23 protein-coding genes are annotated in these 21,527 nt (G+C 40.4%); 2 read left to right on the forward strand and 21 right to left on the reverse strand.

What is annotated here, in order from left to right:
• Window positions 1-62: 62 nt before the first annotated feature.
• From QP439_RS03420 to QP439_RS03440, 5 genes are all read right to left on the reverse strand, one after another.
• Entirely contained in the window at window positions 63-1,229 is a 1,167-nt protein-coding gene (locus tag QP439_RS03420; RefSeq protein ID WP_285387619.1) for a MalY/PatB family protein, read from the reverse strand.
• A gap of 7 nt (window positions 1,230-1,236) precedes the next feature.
• Complete coding sequence (locus QP439_RS03425) at window positions 1,237-2,331, reverse strand: cystathionine gamma-synthase (protein ID WP_247947319.1); 1,095 nt, start codon at window positions 2,329-2,331, stop codon at window positions 1,237-1,239.
• 164 nt (window positions 2,332-2,495) lie between these two features.
• Window positions 2,496-2,951, reverse strand: coding sequence for a hypothetical protein (locus QP439_RS03430; RefSeq protein WP_261102053.1), 456 nt, complete (start codon window positions 2,949-2,951; stop codon window positions 2,496-2,498).
• 313 nt (window positions 2,952-3,264) lie between these two features.
• On the reverse strand, window positions 3,265-5,205 hold the full coding sequence (locus QP439_RS03435; RefSeq protein WP_285387623.1) for a peptide ABC transporter substrate-binding protein: 1,941 nt from the start codon (window positions 5,203-5,205) through the stop codon (window positions 3,265-3,267).
• A 191-nt stretch (window positions 5,206-5,396) separates the two neighbouring features.
• On the reverse strand, window positions 5,397-7,022 hold the full coding sequence (locus tag QP439_RS03440) for a putative polysaccharide biosynthesis protein (protein ID WP_285387624.1): 1,626 nt from the start codon (window positions 7,020-7,022) through the stop codon (window positions 5,397-5,399).
• 105 nt (window positions 7,023-7,127) lie between these two features.
• On the opposite strand from QP439_RS03440, the gene QP439_RS03445 reads away from it, so the two are divergent.
• The gene (locus QP439_RS03445) at window positions 7,128-8,573 is read left to right on the forward strand and encodes a UDP-N-acetylmuramoyl-L-alanyl-D-glutamate--L-lysine ligase (RefSeq protein WP_285387625.1); all 1,446 of its coding nucleotides are present in this window, start codon (window positions 7,128-7,130) and stop codon (window positions 8,571-8,573) included.
• 47 nt (window positions 8,574-8,620) lie between these two features.
• On the opposite strand, the gene QP439_RS03450 is transcribed toward QP439_RS03445, so the two are convergent.
• The 16 genes from QP439_RS03450 to QP439_RS03525 all read right to left on the reverse strand — a co-directional run bounded on the left by QP439_RS03450 (window position 8,621) and on the right by QP439_RS03525 (window position 20,560).
• Window positions 8,621-8,812 (reverse strand): CsbD family protein, encoded by a 192-nt coding sequence (locus tag QP439_RS03450; RefSeq protein WP_000051182.1) that lies wholly within the window; start codon window positions 8,810-8,812, stop codon window positions 8,621-8,623.
• 101 nt (window positions 8,813-8,913) lie between these two features.
• Entirely contained in the window at window positions 8,914-9,564 is a 651-nt protein-coding gene (locus tag QP439_RS03455) for a DUF1803 domain-containing protein (RefSeq protein ID WP_070529115.1), read from the reverse strand.
• Complete coding sequence (locus tag QP439_RS03460) at window positions 9,548-10,042, reverse strand: YiiX/YebB-like N1pC/P60 family cysteine hydrolase (protein WP_285387627.1); 495 nt, start codon at window positions 10,040-10,042, stop codon at window positions 9,548-9,550. The genes QP439_RS03455 and QP439_RS03460 overlap by 17 nt, the downstream gene beginning before the upstream one ends.
• A 210-nt stretch (window positions 10,043-10,252) precedes the next feature.
• Window positions 10,253-11,188: a manganese-dependent inorganic pyrophosphatase gene (locus QP439_RS03465; protein WP_254754130.1), complete on the reverse strand. Its 936-nt coding sequence runs from the start codon at window positions 11,186-11,188 to the stop codon at window positions 10,253-10,255.
• 179 nt (window positions 11,189-11,367) lie between these two features.
• Window positions 11,368-11,664, reverse strand: a complete 297-nt coding sequence (locus QP439_RS03470; RefSeq protein WP_285387628.1) for a GIY-YIG nuclease family protein — start codon at window positions 11,662-11,664, stop codon at window positions 11,368-11,370.
• A complete protein-coding gene (locus tag QP439_RS03475) occupies window positions 11,654-12,400 on the reverse strand; it encodes a tRNA1(Val) (adenine(37)-N6)-methyltransferase (protein ID WP_285387629.1) in 747 nt (248 codons plus the stop codon). The genes QP439_RS03470 and QP439_RS03475 overlap by 11 nt, the downstream gene beginning before the upstream one ends.
• Window positions 12,401-12,452: 52 nt before the next feature.
• Window positions 12,453-12,815, reverse strand: coding sequence for a S1 RNA-binding domain-containing protein (locus tag QP439_RS03480; RefSeq protein WP_153226010.1), 363 nt, complete (start codon window positions 12,813-12,815; stop codon window positions 12,453-12,455).
• Between the two features lies 1 nt (window position 12,816).
• The gene (locus QP439_RS03485) at window positions 12,817-14,217 is read right to left on the reverse strand and encodes a bifunctional Cof-type HAD-IIB family hydrolase/peptidylprolyl isomerase (protein ID WP_285387630.1); all 1,401 of its coding nucleotides are present in this window, start codon (window positions 14,215-14,217) and stop codon (window positions 12,817-12,819) included.
• An 82-nt stretch (window positions 14,218-14,299) separates the two neighbouring features.
• On the reverse strand, window positions 14,300-14,803 hold the full coding sequence (locus QP439_RS03490; RefSeq protein WP_285387637.1) for a GNAT family N-acetyltransferase: 504 nt from the start codon (window positions 14,801-14,803) through the stop codon (window positions 14,300-14,302).
• A 199-nt stretch (window positions 14,804-15,002) separates the two neighbouring features.
• The gene (gene rpsR / locus QP439_RS03495; protein ID WP_000068664.1) at window positions 15,003-15,242 is read right to left on the reverse strand and encodes a 30S ribosomal protein S18; all 240 of its coding nucleotides are present in this window, start codon (window positions 15,240-15,242) and stop codon (window positions 15,003-15,005) included.
• A 31-nt stretch (window positions 15,243-15,273) separates the two neighbouring features.
• Window positions 15,274-15,744, reverse strand: coding sequence for a single-stranded DNA-binding protein SsbA (gene ssbA / locus QP439_RS03500; protein ID WP_000609606.1), 471 nt, complete (start codon window positions 15,742-15,744; stop codon window positions 15,274-15,276).
• 11 nt (window positions 15,745-15,755) lie between these two features.
• Window positions 15,756-16,046: a 30S ribosomal protein S6 gene (rpsF, locus tag QP439_RS03505; protein ID WP_001151780.1), complete on the reverse strand. Its 291-nt coding sequence runs from the start codon at window positions 16,044-16,046 to the stop codon at window positions 15,756-15,758.
• 152 nt (window positions 16,047-16,198) lie between these two features.
• Entirely contained in the window at window positions 16,199-17,542 is a 1,344-nt protein-coding gene (asnS, locus tag QP439_RS03510) for an asparagine--tRNA ligase (protein WP_000167160.1), read from the reverse strand.
• Window positions 17,543-17,560: 18 nt separating this feature from the next.
• Window positions 17,561-18,739, reverse strand: coding sequence for a pyridoxal phosphate-dependent aminotransferase (locus tag QP439_RS03515; protein WP_254754125.1), 1,179 nt, complete (start codon window positions 18,737-18,739; stop codon window positions 17,561-17,563).
• The gene (locus QP439_RS03520) at window positions 18,736-19,224 is read right to left on the reverse strand and encodes a cell wall elongation regulator TseB-like domain-containing protein (RefSeq protein WP_285387632.1); all 489 of its coding nucleotides are present in this window, start codon (window positions 19,222-19,224) and stop codon (window positions 18,736-18,738) included. The genes QP439_RS03515 and QP439_RS03520 overlap by 4 nt, the downstream gene beginning before the upstream one ends.
• Before the next feature lie 139 nt (window positions 19,225-19,363).
• A complete protein-coding gene (locus tag QP439_RS03525; protein ID WP_261121540.1) occupies window positions 19,364-20,560 on the reverse strand; it encodes an MFS transporter in 1,197 nt (398 codons plus the stop codon).
• 418 nt (window positions 20,561-20,978) lie between these two features.
• Between QP439_RS03525 and QP439_RS03530 the strand changes: the two genes are divergently transcribed.
• The gene (locus tag QP439_RS03530) at window positions 20,979-21,527 is read left to right on the forward strand and encodes an NADPH-dependent FMN reductase (RefSeq protein WP_285387634.1); all 549 of its coding nucleotides are present in this window, start codon (window positions 20,979-20,981) and stop codon (window positions 21,525-21,527) included.

Consider the following 21,527-nt stretch of genomic DNA (forward strand, 5'->3'; position numbering starts at 1 on the left):
ACCATATTTTCCCCTATGAAAATAGCCTTCTAGAGATACTTTTCTCCTAGAAGGCTGGATTTTTAAAGTTTGGCAAAAGTCGTCACAATCCGCTGACAAACTTCTTGCAACAGAGATTTAGGCATGGCTACATTGAGGCGGGCATGGAGACTTCCTTCCTCCCCAAAATCCAAACCACGGTTGAGGATAACCTTAGCTTCATTTCTCAAAAGCTCTTGTAATTTTTCATCAGTCAGGTCATAGGCTGAAAAATCAAGCCAAATCAAGTAGGTTCCTTGCGGTTTCATGACCTTGATTTTAGTCTCTTTTCCAAATAGATCCACCACATAATTAATATGGTCTTCAAAGACTTGCTTGAGTTCCTCTAACCAATCCTTCCCATAGCGATAAGCAGCTTCTGTCGCCAAATAACCCAAGCCTGAAATTTCATGCTGGTTATTGGCCAACTGGCGTTTCTGGTAAGCCACTCGCAACTTAGGATTTTCAATAACTGCATAGGAATTTTTTGTCCCAGCAATATTAAAGGTTTTAGTGGCACTGCTCAAGACAATCGCAAAATCTTTGAAGGCAGGATTAATGGTATTGAAGGAATGATGCTTGTGACCAAAGAGGGCCAAATCTTGGTGAATCTCATCTGAAACCAACAAAACACCATATTTTTGACAGAGTTGGCCAATCTTTTCCAAGACTTCTTTTTCCCAAACACGTCCACCAGGATTGTGAGGGTTGCAGAGGATATAAAGTTTTACATCCTCTTCCACCAAATCCTTCTCCAGCTTGTCAAAGTCAATCTCAAACAGACCATCCTTTTCCACCAAAGAATTGGTAATCAATCTACGATTGTTCAACTTGACACTACGAGCAAAAGGTGGATAGACAGGTGTGTTAATCAGAACTGCTTCTCCTTCTTTTGTAAAGGCTTGAATAGCTGTTGAGATGGCCGGTACCACACCCTCGATAAAGACAAGAGCCTCTTTGTCAAAGTGATAACCATGTTGTGTAGCTTCCCACTTTTGAACTTCCTTAATTAACTCTTCACTAGCATAAGTATAGCCATAGACCAGTTGATCAGCGTAAGTTTGCACGGCTTGGCGGATTTCAGGCAAGACTACAAAGTCCATATCCGCTATCCAAGCTGGTAGAACTTCACTATCCGTTTCCGCCTCTTTCCATTTATAGGTATGATGCCCTAAACGATTGGGCAGGCTTGTAAAATCATATTTTCCCATCTTTGTCTTATCCTTCTAATGCTTGGCGCAAATCTGCAATCAAATCTCTAGCATCCTCAATCCCAATTGACAAGCGCAAGAGGTCATCTGTCAAACCATAAGAATGGCGCACTTCTGCTGGAATATCGGCATGAGTTTGTGTCGTTGGATAAGTAATAAGACTTTCCACCCCACCCAAACTTTCCGCAAAAGAGAAGACCTTGAGGCTGTTCAAAATATGAGGAATACGTTTTTCATCTGCTACTTTAAAGGAAATCATGCCCCCTCGACCAGTGTAGAGAACTTCCTTAACTGCTGGAGAATCCTTCAAAAAAGCAACCACTTCTTGAGCATTGGCTGTTGAACGTTCCATACGAAGAGACAAGGTTTTGAGACCACGAATCAATTGATAACTATCAAATGGAGACAAGACTGCTCCTGTCGTATTGAGATTGTAGAAAAGCTTCTCGTATAGTTCTAAACTATTGGTCACAACCACTCCAGCCAAGACATCATTGTGGCCTGCTAGATACTTGGTTGCTGAATGAAGGACGATATCTGCTCCATCTTCAATCGGACGTTGGTAGATAGGGCTATAGAAGGTATTGTCCACCACCACTTCGGCACCCTTAGCATGAGCCAATTTTGCTAGTTTTTCAATATCAAATTCCAACATCAAAGGGTTGGTTGGAGTTTCGATATAGAGAACATCCACATCCTTCTCTAACTCGGCAATCAATTCTTCTTCTGTATTGGCATAGGTAAAATGGAAACGACCTTCCTGCTCCACTTGGTTGAACCAGCGGAAAGAACCACCGTAAAGGTCACGCACTGCCAAGACCTTACTTCCTACTGGAAAGACGCTAAAGGCCAGTACAATAGCTGACATACCTGAGCTAGTCGCTAGGGCATAGTCTGCTGACTCGATAGCCGCCAAGACTTCTTCAGCCTTACTACGAGTTGGGTTTTTGGTACGCGTATAGTCAAATCCAGTAGATTTACCAAACTCTGGATGCTGATAAGTTGTTGAAAAATGAAGCGGCGTCACCAGTGCACCTGTCGCTTCATCCGATTTGATACCCGCCTGGGCCAAAATTGTGTTAATGTGTAATTCCTTGCTCATACAATACCTCCAAATCTATAGTAACTATTGTACCACTTATTTTCATCAACTCATTTTCTTCTTTTCAAGAGCTAGTTATAGTTTCAAACTATAGACTTATCGAGTAAAGCTAAAAAGAATCCAGAAAAGTTTCCAGATTCTTTTGTAAAAATGATTGCTAGGGCTTACTGTGAACGAAAGAAATCCTGTTGGGCTAAATAGTCATAATGGTCTTTATTAAATTGATACTGGCCCACATGCTGACCAATCTGACCGACATCCACGGAAAAAATATAGTCTTCATTTTGATAGTGCCAGTTCAGCCTAACTGTATTCAAGACTGTCTGATAAGTAAAATCTTTAACATCATTCCAAGGTATCTCTACGACTTGATTAGAACGATTTTCAGTTACATCACTGATGTCCATCAAGTAGATACCCTTTGGTGTGAATACTAGAATTTTAGGCTTCACACTCGACTGAACATAGTAACTTCCTCCTATAACGAAAAAATCAATAAAGGATTTCAGCCATGTCTTTTTCTTGAAAGCCATCAGAAAATTCTTTTGCCCTTCAATGTGGCAAGTTGAAAGAAATGATTCAATCTGTTTTTCTGTCGCAAACTCCATAATAGCGCCCATGACCTTACCTCCATAACGATTAGTAAATAGGCAGATAAGCACTCTTCGTATAAAAGAAGGACTTATCATTTGTTGCGTTTTATCTTACTTTTACAGTAGATAGCATCCCTCCTATAAAATTATCCTAGAATGTACATACTTCAATTGACACCGGAAGAGGCTTTCGAAAGCATCTTTTTACTTTTTGTTGTATTTATTATATCATAATCTCAATAAGCAATTTAAAAAATGTAAGCACTTTTCTAACAAATTCTACATCATTCTATTAAAAAACGACAGCTTCCTTCGAAACCATCGTTTTCTTGAAAAATCCTTATTTGACATGTTTTGCCAATTCTTCTTGGGCTTTTTTATTGGATTCTTCTTTTTCTTTCAGCCATTTTTCTTTGGCTTTTTCATATTCGTCTTTTGTAACTGTCTTATCTTGTAATTTGAGGTATTTATATGATTCAACCCCTTTATTACCAGCCAATGAATATGGTGTTGAGAAAGGAACGATTTTTCTCAATGTTGGTGTTCCACCAAGTGAAACATTTGGAATTGCTAGAGAGCTATCCACCAACCAAGCTTGGGCATCTGCATATTTTTCATAACGTTTAGCTGGATCTTGTTCCTTATTAGCTTCTTCCAACATTTGAGTGTAGACATCCAGTCCAACAGCCTTGGCTTTGTCATTGGCTTCACCTGGCTCTATACCTAGATTTTGCATCAAACCACCAGAATTAACGTTAAAGACATCAAGATAGGTTGAAGGATCTTGATAGTCTGCAGTCCAACCACCATTGTAAAGATCATAATCCTTCTGAGCTGCAGTTTGAGCAAGATAACCTGAACTATCATAATCCTCTGTAGAAAGTTGGTGAACATCAATCACAACATTATCTGAACCCAAGACAGATTCTATTGATTGCTTCATGGAATTGATTCCTTGAATTTCAGCCTTATTAGCCAAATCTATAGTTTTATCTAAGTGTATAGGGAATTGGACTCCTTTGGCTTGGAGTTCTTTCTTAGCTTCAGCAAATTTAGCTTTAGCTTTTTCTGGATTGTAGTATGGATCCTGGGCGTCCGCAAAGTTGATTCCTTGCCATTCCTTACCGTAGTTAACCATCTTAGAGGCTACTACTTCACCAAAGTCTTTTCCGTTGATACTTACGAAGTTTGGAGGAACGACGAGGTTACGCAAAATCTTAGTTGCTCCCTCTTCTCCTTGAGATTGGGCCCCGTAAGCTGTACGGTCATAGGCAAAATTAATGGCTTGACGGAAGTTTTTATTCAGAACTGCTTCTTGAGTCGATTTCTTTTCAGCATCACTTGTCTTGGAAGTGAATTTATAAGATTTTCTATCTAAATTGAAGTTTAAGAAGTAAGAAGTAGCATCTTGCATGCTATAGATGATATTGTCCTTATTCTTTTCTTTAATCCCTTCAAAGCTTGAACTGTTTGGATAGAGACGAGCATAGCTATAAACACCTTCGGTAAAATTACGTGCTAACGCATCTTGGTCACTACCATCAAAATAAGTCAATTTCACATCATCTACAAAGACATTTTTAGCATCCCAGTAGTTAGGATTTTTCTTGTATTCGATGACCGATTTTGAAACAAAGGATTTCATCAAGAAAGGTCCATTGTACAAAATGCTAGATGGACCTACCTTCCCAAAATCATCCCCTTTTGATTTCAAGAAATCCGCATTGACTGGGAAGAGAATAGTTGAGGTTGTTTTTGAGTTCCAGTAAGGTTCTGGTCGTGCCAAGGTATATTGAACGGTTTGGTCATCAAGAGCCTTGACTCCGACAGTTGAAAAGTCGCTTGTTTTACCAGTGATATAGTCATCTAAACCTGCAACGGATTCTTGCACTAAGTACAAGGCTTCTGATTTTTTATCAGCCGCATATTTCAAACCAGTGACAAAATCTTGGGCAGTTACAGGAGCATATTCATCTCCATCTGCAGTATACCATTTAGCATCTTTCCGCAGTTTGTAGGTATAGGTCAAACCGTCCTTAGAAACACTCCAATCCTCAGCCAAGGATGGGACATAGTTCCCATATTGGTCATTTTCCATGAGACCATCTACCAGGTTGGTCACAATATCAGTAGTTGTTGAACGGTTTTCTGCTAGATAGTTCAAACTAGATGGATCACTTGAATAAACATAATTGTATGTTTTTGACCCTGTGCTAGAATTTCCACAGGCACTTAACACGACACCTGCAAGCGTTGCATACTTGGCCTTAGACTTTTTCATTTCCAGAACCTCCTGATTTAAATATTTGTCTTATTATACATTACAGGTTTTATTTAGTCAATAGATTTTTTAAAAAAATTAATCATTACATCTACAAACTATAGAAATTATTCTACAAAATAATAAAAAAGAGAATAATTCAAGCATTCCATGATAGAAATGTTCAAATTATCCCTTTTATTTATAAAAAATTATTGAGAAATTCTTAATTTTGCTCGTAAGCGATTAGCTTGGGCTTGTCCAATCACCTTATCCAATAGACGGGTACGAAGACTCAAGAATCCGTAAACTCCTCCCCCCATGGCACCGACAAGAGCTACGTATAGGAAACTCCACAAACGTCCACTTGGTTGGAAGACAAATCCTAAAATCCACTGGAATGTCCCAACTACTAGAAACATGAAAATAGTTAACAAACTGATTAAAATGGTTCGTTTCAAAATCACCTTGCGCTTAACACCAGTTACCTTGCAAATGTCCCGATACATTAAAACATTAGGAATGATGAGACCGATGGTTGTTGAAATCAAAGGTCCATAACTGTGGAAGAGAGCGATGGTTGGAAGTTGCAAGACCAGCTTTGCAATGGAACCATAGATAAAATAGAGAACTGCCTTGCGGTTGCGGAACATGGCTTGAAGCATGGGAGACAAGACCATGTACAAACCTAAAATGGTAGACTGCAAAACTGCAAAGACAAATAAGCCCATGGCCAAACTATCTGGCTTGCCATAGAAGACAGTATAGAGAGGTTCTCCTACCATGACCACTCCAACCGTTGCTGGCAGCAAGAATAGGAAAAGCATGGTAATGCTGTCCTGAACTAGCCGAGAAGCTGCCTTCAAGTCTCCCTTGACATAGTTTTCAGTCAAGAGTGGCAAGCCTACACTCCCAATCGAAACCCCAACAGAAATCAAAATCATAGTGATCTTATTAGGATTAGCTGAGAAATAAGAAAACATGACAACCAAGTCTTCATTGCTATAGTTGGTAAACCAACTCATACTATTGATAAAGGTCATCTGGTCCAAAATCTGGAAAAGCTGGATAGCAGACCCTGTCAGGATAAAAGGAATAGCTTCCTTAATGGTGTCGACCAAAAGACGCTTGCTGTTTATCTTATCTCCTGTTTCAAGGACTCTTTTAAGTAATCCTTCTTTGGCAAGGAAATAGATCAAAACTGCAAAACTAGCTACCATGCCGACAAAGGCAGCAAAGGTGGATTGGGTAACCGCTGCTAGATAATCTCCTGAGCCCATTTTCATAATCATGAAGGTAGCCAAGAGCATCCAGATAACACGAATAACCTGCTCAGCGATTTGGCTCATGGCATAAGGCTTCAGGTTATTCATCCCTTGGAAGAAACCTCGGATAACACTCATAGATGGGAAAATCAAGACCGCCCAAGCCAAGCTCTGCATAATGGGGATCAAGTCTTTCCCCACACCTGATAAGTCTGCTAGCCAAGGAGCAAAGAGATACAAGACTAGTGCAAAGACCAGACCTAGCCCCGTCATAAAGCCTAAAAAGCTCCGAATCAGGGCAAAGCTATGCTCTTCTTCTCGCATGGTATTGTACTTAGCCACTTGCTTGGCCACCGCAACTGGAATCCCTGCTGTTGAAACCAGCAAGAACCAAGCATAGATATTGTAACCCATGGTAAAGAGACCATTGGCCGTAGCTGCATAAGATCCCATCCAGATATACCAAGGGATAATATAGATGGCCCCAAGCAGGCGACTGATAAAATTACTAGCCGTTAGCCAAGCAGTCCCCCGTAACATCTGGGCCTGCTGGTGATTGTTTTCGTTAGACATAGATTCCTCATTTGATTTTAATAACTAGGAAAAATTCCTCATCTTCCATTATAAACTTTTCCTTGTCACTTGTAAATTTACGACTTTCGGTTTACAATAGAAAGTATGATTAAGATTGAAACCGTATTAGATATTTTAAAGAAAGATGGTCTCTTCCGTGAGATTATCGACCAAGGACATTACCACTACAACTACAGTCATGTCGTGTTTGACACCATCTGCTATGACAGCCGTAAGGCCAAAGAGAAGAGCCTCTTTTTCGTCAAGGGTGCTGCCTTTAAGAAGGAATTTCTGATGTCAGCCATCTCTCAAGGCCTCGGTTGGTATGTGGCTGAAGAAGACTATGAAGTTGGTATTCCTGTCATTATCGTCAGTGATATCAAGAAAGCTATGAGTTTGATTGCCATGGAATTTTATGGAAATCCACAGGAAAAACTCAAACTCCTTGCCTTCACTGGAACCAAGGGCAAGACAACAGCAGCCTATTTCGCCTATAACATCTTATCTCAAGGGCATCGACCTGCAATGTTGTCAACTATGAACACAACTCTAGATGGCAAAACTTTCTTTAAGTCTTCATTGACAACCCCTGAGAGTATTGATCTCTTTGACATGATGAATCAAGCTGTGCAAAATGACCGCACCCACCTCATCATGGAAGTCTCCAGTCAAGCCTATCTGGTCAAACGTGTCTATGGTCTAACCTTTGATGTGGGAGTTTTCCTCAATATCAGCCCAGACCATATCGGCCCGATTGAACACCCTAGCTTTGAAGACTACTTCTACCACAAGCGTCTCTTGATGGAAAATAGCCGAGCAGTCATCATTAACAGTGACATGGACCACTTTTCTGTCTTGAAAGAACAAGTGTCAGATCAAGACCATGATTTCTATGGTAGTAAGTCTGATAACCAAATCGAGAATTCCAAAGCCTTTAGCTTTTCAGCTACAGGTAAACTCGTTGGAGACTATGATATCCAACTGATTGGTCACTTCAACCAAGAAAATGCCGTTGCTGCTGGACTTGCTTGTCTTCGTCTCGGAGCTAGTCTTGAGGACATCAAAAAAGGTATCGCTGCAACCCGAGTTCCTGGTCGTATGGAAGTCCTCACTCAGAAAAATGGAGCCAAGGTTTTCATCGACTACGCCCACAATGGTGACAGCCTCAAAAAACTAATCAAGGTTGTAGAAACTCATCAAACAGGAAAAATTGCTCTGGTTCTGGGTTCGACAGGAAATAAGGGAGAAAGCCGTCGTAAGGACTTTGGCCTCCTCCTTAATCAACATCCTGAGATTCAAGTCTTTCTGACTGCTGATGACCCCAACTATGAAGATCCAATGTCCATTGCAGATGAAATTAGTAGCTATATCAATCATCCTGTTGAAAAAATTGCGGATCGACAAGAAGCCATCAAGGCAGCGATGACTATCACAAATCACGAATTAGATGCAGTTATTATCGCCGGTAAGGGAGCCGATTGCTACCAAATCGTCCAAGGAAAGAAAGAAGCCTATCCTGGAGATGCAGCTGTCGCAGAAAATTATTTATAAGATAGTAAAAAAATCAAGGGAAATGAAACCCTTGATTTTTTCTATTTTTATTTAAAAGCGTTTTTCAAACCTTCAACGGCACCTTCTACAGCACCTTTAGCATCTTCAACTACTTCTTTTGCCTTAGCAACTGTCTTTTCTACAGCGCCTTCTGCTTCAGTCTTGCCATCCCCAGTAACTTTACCAAATCCTTCTTTGATAGCGCCTGTTGCTTGTTCCAATTTGTTTTCAAGTGACATATGATTGTCTCCTTTAATTTTATTCCGATATGTGTTACCGGTTACATATAGTTTATACCGAATACTAAGGAAAGTCAAACAATGTGCTCAGAAACAAGAAATCAAACCAAGTAGAAAGTTAATCTTTCCTTATCAAAATCGACGGCCAACTCATACTTTCCATCTTCATTTTGAACAATATAATCTAGGACAACTAAACTGTCCACAAAGATATCACGGCGTTTCTGCATAAGCTGGTCTTTTTTGAGAAATTTTAGCAAAAAAGTTGTCATGTATTTGAGAGCATACTCAGGATTAACATCACCCAAAATGTCATAAAGTTCCTGCTGTTTTTCTGTCAAAGGATACTGATGTTTGACCTTGTAGAAATAATTAGACAAGGTCATTTTTGTTCTCGCAAAGTCTGTCTTTTCAACTAAAATAGCTGCATTGGTTTGATTGCGCAATTCTGTCTCAAAACTCTGCTCTAACAAGGCTTGATAGACCGGACTAGCTTCGCTGACAAAAATCTCTTGATCCAGTTCAAGACTATCGAGTGATTCAAGCATAGGAAGATTAAGGTAATAACGCTTATTTTCTCGTAGAATCAAGCCTGCCTTTATATACTCTTCCATGAGTTTATCAACTGCCACATCTGGAAATTGAGCCTTAATTTCCCGTAAAATCACATCCTCATGCTGGTCCAGATAGCGGATCAATTCTCTAAAAAATGGCTGTCTCGTCAAACGAGATGGATTAAAAATCTGAATCATGAAGATTCCTTTCTTTACATTCTAACAGAGGCGATGCTGCCAACTGACTAGGATTGGTCCCCGGCTTGTTCAAAGGAACAGGCAGACCTAGTTCTCTGTAATACTCTCTCCAAAAATCACTAATCTCCTGCTCCCCATCTCCAAATTTCATGGGAATAGTTTCAAAAATCGGTAGAATTTTTGCTATATACTGGGAACAGTAGAAACCAGCGCCATCTGGATGGAAAGAAGCATTGTAGGGTGCCCCTAGATGTTTGCAAGCTTTTTCCTTCACAGATTGGATATCCATTTCTGGGTAGACATAAAGGTCGTACAAGTGATTGGGCTCAAAGAAGTCTGCAGGTTCTTGACAGACAACACCAGCCTGTCCACTAGCGTGGTAAATCATCCCATCCAAATAAATGGCAACATGGTTATAGTTGCCTGTGGAAGTCTGGATGGCCTGCCCTATATCTGACTCATCTCTCACAAAAATCATACTCTTCGAAAATCAAATTCAAACCACGTCAGCGTCGCCTTACCGTACTCAAGTACAGCTTGCGGCTAGCTTCCTAGTTTGCTCTTTGATTTTCATTGAGTATCAAATCGCCATTTTCTAACATGCTTCACTCCTAGAAAAAAAGGAGCCGAAACTCCTTTCGATATAATTCAAACTAGAATTTCCTAATTTGAATTGACACTCAAAATCTTAAGCATTAAAGCTTTCAGTCAATTGAGGTACCACTTGTTTCTTACGTGAAACAGCACCAGCAAGGAAAGCATGATTGTTTTCAAGTTTGAAGTTGAAGGCTGCTTCAACCTTGTCCATGTTAGCACCAAGTGCTAGGATTTCTGAGTTTGAGTTGACGATATCTGTAATCATCAAGACAAAGTCAGAATAACCATTTGCTGCGTTAGCAGCTTGCATTGCAGCTTCAATTTCTGCTTGACGTTCCAAAACTTCAGCGATGTCAACTGTGTTTACTTGGGCAACACGAACATTGTTTCCGTTCAATTCAAAAGTCTTAGCATCGATGTCAATCAATTCTTCAGCAGATTTGCTAGCCAAGTTTGTACCAGCTTTCAACATAGCCAAACCATACTCTTCCAAGTTGACACCAGCCAATTCAGCTAATTCAGAAGCAATAACTTTATCTGTTGGGTGTGTTGTTGGCGATTTCAAAAGAAGGGTATCTGAAATCAAACCTGAAAGCATCAAACCAGCAATCTCTTTAGACACAGCTACACCATGTTCTTTGAACATACGGTAAACGATTGAAGATGCTGATCCAACTGGCTCCAAACGCATATAAAGTGGGCTTGCAGTTTCAAAATTAGCCACACGGTGGTGGTCCACAACACCATAAACTTCTACTTCAGCGATATCTGATACAGATTGTTGAAATTCATTGTGGTCAGTTAAGATAACTTGCTCTGCGCCTTCTGCTTTAGCAGAAGTGATAACACGCGGTGCTTCTACACCAAAATAGTTCAAGACAAAGGCTGTTTCTTCATTTGGAGTTCCAAGGGCAACAGCTTCCGTATCCAAACCGTATGCTTCTTTTGCAAGGTAGGCAAAGGCTACAGATGACCCGATGGCATCTGAGTCTGGATTTTGGTGACCAAATACTAGAATCTTAGACATGATAATACCTCATTTTGTTTATTCTCTTTATTGTAGCATTTTTTTCGCTTTTTGACAAAAGTAAGAGGAGTCAAAGGGCTCCTCACAATTCTTCAAAATAACTGATACTCTTCGAAAATCAAATTCAAACCACGTCAGCTTCGCCTTGCCGTACTCAAGTACTGCCTACGGCTAGCTTCCTAGTTTGCTCTTTGATTTTCATTGAGTATAAGCAAATTTCTATCTTGATTTTCAGATAAAAATTTTTCCTTCTGTGGCCTCTTCTTACGCTTGAGAAGGGCTTCAGCCGACATGGCTTCAGCCTTACTGGCAAAACCTTGAGCATAGATAAGTTTGACTGGCAAGCGTGATCGTGTATATTTGGCTCCCTTCCCACTATTGTGAACAGCCAGGCGTCTCCTCACGTCAGTCGTATAACCCGTATAGTAGGAGCCATCACGGCACTCAAGCACATACATATAAGCCTTATGATCCATAATAAATCTCTTCAAGTTCCGGCGTATAAGAACCATCATCATTGTGGACAATGAGAGGAGGCAAGACCTTAAAACCACTTGTCGAGCCATCCTTGATAGCCTCAATCAAGAGCATATTAGCTTCCTTTTCTCTTTTTGGATAAACAAACTGCAGACGCTTAGGTGCTAGATTATGCCGTTGAAACATGTCCAAAATATCCAAGAGTCGATCAGGACGATGAACCATGGCCAAACGCCCATTAGACTTGAGAATACTTTGGGCACTACGACAGATTTCTTCCAAATTAGTTGTGATTTCATGGCGTGCCAAGAGATAGTGTTCACTCTCGTTCAAGTTAGAATGAGGATCCACCTTAAAATAGGGCGGATTACACAAAATCATATCCACCTTACTTCCCTGAATGTAAGCAGGCATATTTTTCAAATCATCACAGATGACCTGCATCTGCTCTTCCAAACCATTCAAACGGACAGAGCGTTCAGCCATATCTGCCAAACGCTCCTGAATCTCCACAGCCAAAATCTGTGCCTGGGTACGAGTGCTAGCAAATAGCCCCACTGCTCCATTCCCAGCACAGAAATCCACAATTAAGCCCTTCTTAGGAAAACGTGGAAAACGTGACAAGAGAACACTATCCACCGAATAGCTAAAAACCTCTCTATTTTGAATGATTTTGATATCTGTCGAAAAGAGCTGGTTAATGCGCTCTCCTGATTTTAATAATTCTTCTTCCATGGTCTTATTATAGCAAATTTATATTAACATTACAAAAGATAGAGTTTTCTAACTAGCGCTTCTGATTCTTCAAATATTGAAGGGCTTCCTTGGTCCAAATTGGCATCATTCGTTTGAGAGGGGCAAAACCATAGTTAAAGCGGTCGCTTGAAAAGCGTCTCCGTCTCGGAAACTGGTGCTTTTCTTCCTCCAAGGTGCGGATAGAAAGGCTAGCTTTCCCTGTAAATTCATCTAAATCCACCACCTGAACCAGAACCTCTTCATCGACTTTCAAGGCTTCTTGGATATTTTCAATAAAGCCTGTCCGAATCTCCGAAATGTGAATCAGCCCCGTATCACCCGTCTCTAGCTCAACAAAGGCACCGTAGGGCTGAATCCCTGTAATACGCCCCTTTAGCTTATCACCGATTTTCATCTTAGTCCTCAATTTCAATTGTTTCAATCACGACATCTTCAACTGGCTTGTCCATAGCTCCAGTCTCAACAGCAGCAATGGCATCCAAAACAGCATAAGAATCTTCATCAGCTAGCTGACCAAATACAGTGTGACGACGGTCTAGGTGAGGTGTCCCACCTTGCTCTGCATAGATTTCTGCGATCGGTTCTGGCCAACCACCACGAGCAATCTCCTTTTTAGAATAAGGCAGGTGTTGATTTTGCACGATAAAGAACTGACTGCCGTTGGTATTTGGCCCAGCATTAGCCATGGAAAGGGCACCACGGATATTGTAAAGTTCTTCAGAGAATTCATCCTCAAATGATTCACCGTAGATTGACTCGCCACCCATACCAGTTCCAGTTGGGTCTCCACCTTGGATCATAAAGTCCTTGATAATACGGTGGAAAATGACACCATCATAATAGCCATCTTTAGAAAGAGCTACAAAGTTAGCCACTGTTTTAGGAGCATGTTCAGGGAAGAGCTTGATACGCAAGTCTCCGTGATTGGTCTTAATAGTCGCCAACGGACCTTCTACTGTTTCAATGTCTACTTGTGGGAAATGCAATTCTTTTTCTACCATACCAAATCTTTCTAAGGCATCAAAAATACCATCTTCTTCTAACGTTTTTGTAATATAATCTGCTTTTTCTTTGATGTTATCATGGGAAATTCCCATGGCAACGCTGATTCCAGCATAATCAAAGAGTTCCAAGTCATTCAGCCCATCTCCAAAAACCATGACGTTGTCTGGTTTCAAGCCAAGGTGTTCCACAACCTTTTCCACCCCCGTCGCTTTGGAGCCTGAAATCGGCACAATATCAGACGAATGCTCATGCCAACGAACCATGCGAAGTTTGTCTGAGAGACTCTCAGGCAAGCACAAATCATCCCCCTTATCTTCAAAAGTCCACATCTGATAGATATTTTCTTTTTCATGGAAATCTGGATCCACATCTAAATCAGGATAAATTGGATTAATCGCTTCACTAATCATATCGGTGCGAGTCGATAGCTTAGCATCATGACTCCCAACCAAACCATACTCAATCCCCTCTTGCTTAGCCCAAGAGACATACTCCTCAACATCTGACTTCTCAATCTGATGTTGATAAATGACCTGACCTTTTTTATCTTCAATATAGGCACCATTTAAGGTTACAAAAAAGTCAGGCTTGAGTTCACGAATCTCTGGAACGACACCAAAAATCCCCCGTCCAGAAGCAATACCTGTCAAAATTCCTTTCTCACGTAATTGCTTAAAAACAGCTGGGATTGAAGACGGAATAAAACCAGTCTTGGAATTTCGCAATGTATCATCAATATCAAAAAAGACGATTTTAATCTTCTTTGCCTTGTATCTTAATTTCGCATCCATCTCACTACCTCTTTCAATCTAACTCTTTCCATTATACCATAAAGTAGCTAAATCCCCTATTTTCAAAGAAATTCGCTATCTCTTATTCGAACTTCTTGGATAAGTACAGAACTAAATCATCATTATTTTGAATAGTAGCATTCATTTCCAAGGGTTGATTTCGATACCAGACACCTGTCCCATCTGGAATGTAGCCCCGTCTGATATACAATCTCTGGGCAGGGCCATAGCCTAAGTGCAAACCTACACCAAGAGTGACCTTACTCGAAACAAACTTGACTCGTTTTTCTGCTTCTTCTAGCAGTTGACTCCCAATCCCTTGATTTCTAAAAGACTCAAACACATTAAAATCTGATAATTCTGGATAGACTTCTGCAAAAGGACCATGTTTAGCAAAGGGTAAAATGGTAACGTAGCCCGCTACAGCACCATCAATCTCTGCAACTAAGACTTCTCTCTCCCCACTTTCCTGTTCCAGAAAATATCTAGCCAAAATCTCCTCTCTACCAGGCCAACCTTGATTGATAAATCTATGAGATAAGGATTCAATATCAGACTTAATCATATTTCTAATCGTACAATCCATCTTTGTCTTACCCACCTTTACTCTTTCTATCACCATTATAGCACACCAAGGTCAGAAAAAAACTATCTCGTGAAAAAAGACCCGTCGGGGTCTTAATTCGCTTTCTTGTCTCCAAGCTCATGAAAAAGAGGTCCATCCGGACCCAACTCGCTCTCTCATTTCAATGCTCGTGAAAAAAAGACCCTTCAGGGTCTTTTTTTTAATCTTCGTTTACGAAAGGCATCAAAGCCATTACTCGAGCGCGTTTGATAGCTGTTGTTACTTTACGTTGGTTTTTAGCTGAAGTTCCTGTTACACGACGAGGAAGGATTTTCCCACGTTCTGAAACGAAACGGCTAAGAAGCTCAGTATCTTTGTAATCAACATATTCAATTTTGTTTGCTGCGATGTAATCAACTTTTTTACGGCGTTTGAATCCGCCACGACGTTGTTGAGCCATGTTTTTTCTCCTTTATAATTTTAGTTGTCCATTAGAATGGTAAATCATCATCTGAAATATCCAAAGGATTTGTTGCTCCAAATGGATTTTCATCACGTGAAAAGTCTGGTACTGAATTTGTAGGCGCTGAATAGTTTGCAGTTGGTGCAGAATAAGCTCCACCTGTGTGACCCTCACGCACACTACGGCTTTCCAACATTTGGAAATTCTCAGCCACGACCTCAGTCACGTAGACACGTTGTCCTTGCTGGTTATCGTAACTACGAGTCTGGATACGACCTGTCACCCCGATAAGTGAGCCTTTTTTAGCCCAGTTAGCAAGGTTTTCAGCCTGTTGGCGCCACATAACGACATTGATAAAATCAGCCTCACGTTCACCATTTTGACTCTTAAATGTACGGTTTACTGCAAGAGTAAAGGTCGCAACTGCTACATTTGATGGGGTATAACGTAACTCAGCGTCACGTGTCATACGCCCTACAAGTACAACATTGTTAATCATAGTTTACCTTCTTAAGCGTCAGTTTTGACGATCATGTGACGAAGAATGTCAGCGTTGATTTTTGAAAGACGGTCAAACTCTTTAAGAGCTACGTCGTCGTTTGCTTCAACGTTAACGATGTGGTAAAGTCCTTCACGGAAATCTTTGATTTCGTATGCAAGACGACGTTTTTCCCAAGATTTTGATTCAACAACAGTTGCACCGTTGTCAGTCAAAATAGAGTCAAAACGTGCTACCAAAGCGTTTTTAGCTTCTTCTTCAATGTTTGGACGAATGATATAAAGAATTTCGTATTTAGCCATTGATATGTTCCTCCTTTTGGTCTAATGACCCCAAGACTTTGCAAGGGGTAAGTGAGGTTCGCTCACAATAAACTATTATACTAGAAAATAATTTTTTACGCAAGTAAAAACTCTGAAATTCGAAAAAACGCCACATGGGCGTTTTCCTGTTCTTACGGTTTGATACGGTGCAACATACGTGGGAATGGAATAGCTTCACGGATATGTTTTGTTCCTGCTGCGAAGGTTACCATACGTTCGATACCGATACCAAATCCTCCGTGTGGTACAGTACCGTATTTACGAAGGTCAAGGTAGAATTCATACTCTGTACGGTCCATACCAAGTTCATCCATCTTAGCGACAAGGGCATCATAGTCTTCCTCACGCATAGACCCACCGATGATTTCTCCATAGCCTTCTGGGGCAAGCAAATCTGCACAAAGCACGCGCTCTGGATTTCCAGGAACTGGTTTCATGTAGAAGGCCTTGATGGCTGCTGGATAGTTCATGACAAATGTTGGCACACCAAAGTGGTTTGAAATCCATGTTTCGTGTGGTGAACCAAAGTCATCTCCATGCTCAAGATGTTCATAGTCAGCATCTTCATCATTTTCATGCTCTTGCAAGAGGTCAATAGCTTGATCGTAAGTGATACGTTTGAACGGCTCTGCAATGTAGCGTTTCAAGAGCTCTGTATCACGTTCCAAGGTTTCCAAAGCTTGAGGCGCACGGTCAAGAACACCTTGAAGAAGAGCTTTTACATAAGCTTCTTGCAAGTCAAGTGACTCATCATGTGTCAAGTATGAGTACTCTGCGTCCATCATCCAGAACTCAGTCAAGTGACGGCGTGTTTTTGATTTTTCAGCACGAAATACTGGACCAAAGTCAAAGACTCGACCAAGAGCCATAGCACCTGCTTCTAGGTAAAGCTGACCTGATTGGCTCAAGTAGGCTGGCGTTCCGAAGTAGTCGGTTTCAAAGAGTTCAGTTGAATCTTCTGCCGCGTTTCCTGACAAAATTGGGCTATCAAATTTCATAAAGCCGTTCTTGTCAAAGAACTCATACGTTGCATAAATGATAGCGTTACGGATTTGCATCACAGCCACTTGCTTACGAGAGCGTAGCCACAAGTGACGGTTGTCCATCAAGAAGTCTGTTCCGTGTTCTTTTGGTGTGATTGGGTAGTCTTGAGATTCACCGATCACTTCGATGTCTGTGATGTCCAACTCATAACCAAATTTAGAACGTTCGTCTTCTTTGACAATTCCTGTCACATAAACAGAAGTTTCTTGGCTCAAGCGTTTGATGACATCAAACTTCTCAAGTCCCACTTCTTCACCAAATTTTTCTACAAAGTTTGGTTTAAAGGCTACACCTTGAAAGAAGGCTGTTCCGTCACGCAATTGCAAGAAGGCGATTTTCCCTTTTCCTGATTTGTTGGCAACCCAAGCTCCAATCGTCACTTCTTGACCAACATAGTCTTTTACATCAATAATCGTTACACGTTTTGTCATTATTTTTCCTTTTCTTTTTTATTTTTCCATAAATGCTTTCAAGCGTTTAACTGCTTCTTTAAGTGTGTCTAGATCTGTCGCATAGCTGAGGCGCACATTTTCTGGCGCTCCAAAGCCAGCTCCTGTTATGAGTGCCAAACCAACTTCCTCAAGAATAGCTGTTGTAAAGTCAGTCACATCCGTATAACCTTTCATCTCCATGGCTTTTTTAACATTTGGAAAGAGATAGAAGGCTCCTTGTGGCTTAACAACTTCAAAACCAGGGACCTCACATAATAGCGGATAAATGGTATTGAGACGCTCCTCAAAAGCTTTACGCATGATATCAACAGAATCCTGTGGTCCTGTTAAGGCTTCGATAGCCGCATATTGAGAAACAGATGTCAAATTTGAAGTTGTTTGTCCTGTCAATTTACTCATAGCTGCAATGATTTCCGGATCACCTACCGCATAACCAACTCGCCAACCCGTCATGGCATAGGCCTTAGATACACCGTTGATAACAATGGTTTGCTTACGAATTGCTTCTGATAGACTTGAGATTGGAACAAATTCATTTCCATTATAAACAAGGCGACCGTATATATCATCTGCTAAGATCAGAATGTCATGCTCAACTGCCCAATTTCCGATAGCAAGTAATTCTTCACGAGTATAAACCATACCAGTCGGATTAGATGGTGAATTGAGAACCAAAACCTTTGTCTTATCTGTCCTAACTAGTTCTAGTTGATCCACCGTGACTTTAAAATCATTGTCTTCTTTAGCTTGAACAAAGACTGGAATCCCTTCTGCCATCTTGACCTGGTCTCCATAACTAACCCAGTATGGAGTTGGAATAATAACCTCATCTAAAGGGTTAATTACAGCCATAAAGAAAGTATAGAGGGAGAACTTGGCACCTGTAGCAAAGGTAACCTCGTTACTTGCGACAGAATAGCCATAGTAGCGCTCGAAGTAGGTATTCACCGCAGCTTTTAATTCTGGTAGGCCTGAAGCTACTGTATAGAAGGAAGCCTGTCCTTCTCGAATAGCTTTAACTGCTGCATCCTGAATATTTTCAGGAGTGTGAAAATCTGGTTGTCCCAAGGTCAAGAAAAGGACATCCTTACCTTGAGCTTTTAATTTTTTTGCTCTCGCATCACTAGCTAAAGTAACACTTTCTTCCATTTCTAAAACACGGTTGGATAGTTTCATAGGCCCTCCTTATTGACCAATGCTCCTGTTTCAAAATCTACTAGATAAAAATCAGTTCCTGACTTAACTTCCCAAATTGGCTTGTCTTGATAACGGCCAAAGGTAATCTTGTCAATCTCACCAGCTCCTTTTTCCTTAGAAACAGCTTCTGCTTTTTCTTGTGAAACACCCTGATTTAGCTGATAAACGTAAATCTTATGGTCATCTTTTCCAATCAGGACAGCAAGTGCTTCTTGCTGTTTATTACGACCAAGAACGCTGTAATAGGATTCCAAGCCATTATACAAATCAACCTGATCAACCTGCTCTAATCCTGCATACTGCTGAGCTAATTTTTCTCCTTCACTTTTAGCTGTTTGGTAGGGTTTCATACCCAGAAACACCAGATACAGAAAGGAAGCACTGATAACCACAAACAAAATCGTCATCCCTAGACCATACTGCCACAGTAGATTATTTTTTGATTTTTTTTGTCTTTTTTTCACTCGTCTATTTTACCATCTATTAAGCTTTATTACAAGTGAATGCCAGAACAATCGCATTTTATTTCTTCCTTCATCTTCTCGAAATCACCGTATAAAAAAACCTGAGCTTGGCACTCAAGTTTTTAGAAGTTCTTTTAATCTATGGAATTATTTTTTCATCTATTCTTTTAGCCATTTTTCCTAAAAAGATAGTCAGTAGAAGGCTAATCAAGACTAAAAAGAATCCCAGATAAAGAAATGTTACTACAAAGCCTAAATTGTCAATCAACCACCCTGTCAGTGGGAAGAACACAATCATACTTAGGCTAAACATCATAGAGTAGACACTCAGCATGGTTGCCCTTACTTCACTTGGAAGGCGCTCTTGCAAATCATTATCAAAAATCGGCTGAAAAAGAGCATATAAAGCATTACTAATCAAATAAATCAAAATATAGATTAGAGGTGTTCCAAAGTAGGACAGCAGGTAGGTAACTCCAATCAGTAGGACGAGGATTGGGAAAAGCTTCAAGGCGGCATATCTCTTTCCAATCTTACTCGCTAGATAAACTGCAACGATATTCAAGAGACTACCAAGTAACATAACTGCTGAAATTTGCCAACTACTTAAATCTGGTAACTGATTTTGATAGTAAAAATAAAACATGCACATGAGTGTTCCGACAATCTGAGACAAAATCATCCAGTTGAACAGCATGGGATTTCGCTTCAACTCTTCCTTAACAGTCCAAATAATCTGTTTCATGGTCACACTATCAGCTTTTTCTAGCTTGACACTGGGCTCTTTCAGCATCCAAATCAGGAAAATAACTATGATAGAAGTGGCAATCATGATATAGTAGGTCAGGTGCAATTGACCATGGACAAAAAATCCTGCCAAAACTGTCCCCAAAGACCGAGTTCCTTCGGCTACTCCTGACATAAAGCTTGAAATGGATAGATAGCGCTCCTTCAGTCCAGCCTCTACAGTAGAGTCATAGACCATTGCTGCGCTTGTGCCTGAATCAAAATTATAAGACAAGGCACTCACCGCCATAGCTAGTGCATAAATCCAAAAATTTCCCTGCCCAGCCAACATGAGAATAGAAGACACAATTCCTGCTATACGACTTAAATAAAGATTAGTCTTATAGGAATAGCGGTCAGCTAACATTCCAGATGGAATTTCACAGAGAAGACTGGTAGTATGAAAAATACTCTCCAGAAGTCCAATCTGCCAAAGAGACATTCCGTTTTGACTGAGAAAGAGAATCCAAAAGCTGGTAATCCCTAAAAAAGCAAAAAACTCCACTCCGGCCATCAGGCCAATGTTTTTCCGATAATTTCTTATTAACATCTTTTCTCCTTAACAAGTGTATTCGTATTTCTTTTGTCTGTCACTTGTTAATTTGTGCCTTACATGATCTCCACCCCTTTTAGAAGCATTCTTCAATGCCATTATTGTTCCTTTAATTATTTATGAAATGATACCGGAAAATAGCTGTTCTGTGGTTTCTATTGCTAGTTTTCTTGTTTATTTTAGCACTTATGTCATTATATTACAAGAGAATATTGGAATACTCCTATAAAATCAAAGAAAACTAAAATCCAAAAAACAGTTCTTACTTTTCCAGTGGCAACTGACTAGAGTTTCAGCAATTTTATAATTTTCAAATAAACTCTGAGCAAATTTCTTGCAAGTCCTTTTGTTATATTGTAATATATTTTATAACAACGAGAGACTTCTCGGAAATTTAAGAAAAAGGAGACACATCATGTCTAAAAAAGTATTATTTATCGTCGGATCACTACGTCAAGGTTCTTTCAACCACCAAATGGCTCTCGAAGCTGAGAAAGCACTTGCTGGTAAAGCGGAAGTTAGCTACCTCGATTATTCAGCCCTTCCTCTCTTTAGCCAAGATTTGGAAGTTCCAACACATCCAGCTGTAGCTGCTGCTCGTGAAGCGGTTCTCGCTGCGAATGCTATCTGGATCTTCTCTCCAGTCTACAACTTCTCTATCCCTGGTACAGTGAAAAACTTGCTTGACTGGCTATCTCGTGCCCTTGACTTATCTGATACACGTGGTGCTTCTGCCCTTCAAGACAAGTTTGTCACAGTATCATCTGTAGCTAATGCCGGTCACGATCAACTTTTCGCTATTTACAAGGAGCTCTTGCCATTTATCCGTACGCAAATCGTTGGTGATTTCACTGCTGCACGTGTTAATGACTCTGCTTGGGCAGACGGAAAATTGGTTCTTGAAGAAACAGTCCTAAACTCACTTGAAAAACAAGCTCAAGATTTGGTCGCAGCAATTCAGTAA

Source organism: Streptococcus sp. UMB1203, from assembly GCF_030217725.1.
Classification (GTDB): domain Bacteria; phylum Bacillota; class Bacilli; order Lactobacillales; family Streptococcaceae; genus Streptococcus.

What these genes read in the sequence shown, in the direction of transcription:
- QP439_RS03420 (WP_285387619.1), bottom strand. Translation starts at nt 1,229, where the DNA reads ATGGGAAAATATGATTTTACAAGCCTGCCCAATCGTTTAGGGCATCAT.
- QP439_RS03425 (WP_247947319.1), bottom strand. Translation starts at nt 2,331, where the DNA reads ATGAGCAAGGAATTACACATTAACACAATTTTGGCCCAGGCGGGTATC.
- QP439_RS03430 (WP_261102053.1), bottom strand. Translation starts at nt 2,951, where the DNA reads ATGGGCGCTATTATGGAGTTTGCGACAGAAAAACAGATTGAATCATTT.
- QP439_RS03435 (WP_285387623.1), bottom strand. Translation starts at nt 5,205, where the DNA reads ATGAAAAAGTCTAAGGCCAAGTATGCAACGCTTGCAGGTGTCGTGTTA.
- QP439_RS03440 (WP_285387624.1), bottom strand. Translation starts at nt 7,022, where the DNA reads ATGTCTAACGAAAACAATCACCAGCAGGCCCAGATGTTACGGGGGACT.
- QP439_RS03445 (WP_285387625.1), top strand. Translation starts at nt 7,128, where the DNA reads ATGATTAAGATTGAAACCGTATTAGATATTTTAAAGAAAGATGGTCTC.
- QP439_RS03450 (WP_000051182.1), bottom strand. Translation starts at nt 8,812, where the DNA reads ATGTCACTTGAAAACAAATTGGAACAAGCAACAGGCGCTATCAAAGAA.
- QP439_RS03455 (WP_070529115.1), bottom strand. Translation starts at nt 9,564, where the DNA reads ATGATTCAGATTTTTAATCCATCTCGTTTGACGAGACAGCCATTTTTT.
- QP439_RS03460 (WP_285387627.1), bottom strand. Translation starts at nt 10,042, where the DNA reads ATGATTTTTGTGAGAGATGAGTCAGATATAGGGCAGGCCATCCAGACT.
- QP439_RS03465 (WP_254754130.1), bottom strand. Translation starts at nt 11,188, where the DNA reads ATGTCTAAGATTCTAGTATTTGGTCACCAAAATCCAGACTCAGATGCC.
- QP439_RS03470 (WP_285387628.1), bottom strand. Translation starts at nt 11,664, where the DNA reads ATGGATCATAAGGCTTATATGTATGTGCTTGAGTGCCGTGATGGCTCC.
- QP439_RS03475 (WP_285387629.1), bottom strand. Translation starts at nt 12,400, where the DNA reads ATGGAAGAAGAATTATTAAAATCAGGAGAGCGCATTAACCAGCTCTTT.
- QP439_RS03480 (WP_153226010.1), bottom strand. Translation starts at nt 12,815, where the DNA reads ATGAAAATCGGTGATAAGCTAAAGGGGCGTATTACAGGGATTCAGCCC.
- QP439_RS03485 (WP_285387630.1), bottom strand. Translation starts at nt 14,217, where the DNA reads ATGGATGCGAAATTAAGATACAAGGCAAAGAAGATTAAAATCGTCTTT.
- QP439_RS03490 (WP_285387637.1), bottom strand. Translation starts at nt 14,803, where the DNA reads ATGGATTGTACGATTAGAAATATGATTAAGTCTGATATTGAATCCTTA.
- rpsR (WP_000068664.1), bottom strand. Translation starts at nt 15,242, where the DNA reads ATGGCTCAACAACGTCGTGGCGGATTCAAACGCCGTAAAAAAGTTGAT.
- ssbA (WP_000609606.1), bottom strand. Translation starts at nt 15,744, where the DNA reads ATGATTAACAATGTTGTACTTGTAGGGCGTATGACACGTGACGCTGAG.
- rpsF (WP_001151780.1), bottom strand. Translation starts at nt 16,046, where the DNA reads ATGGCTAAATACGAAATTCTTTATATCATTCGTCCAAACATTGAAGAA.
- asnS (WP_000167160.1), bottom strand. Translation starts at nt 17,542, where the DNA reads ATGACAAAACGTGTAACGATTATTGATGTAAAAGACTATGTTGGTCAA.
- QP439_RS03515 (WP_254754125.1), bottom strand. Translation starts at nt 18,739, where the DNA reads ATGAAACTATCCAACCGTGTTTTAGAAATGGAAGAAAGTGTTACTTTA.
- QP439_RS03525 (WP_261121540.1), bottom strand. Translation starts at nt 20,560, where the DNA reads ATGTTAATAAGAAATTATCGGAAAAACATTGGCCTGATGGCCGGAGTG.
- QP439_RS03530 (WP_285387634.1), top strand. Translation starts at nt 20,979, where the DNA reads ATGTCTAAAAAAGTATTATTTATCGTCGGATCACTACGTCAAGGTTCT.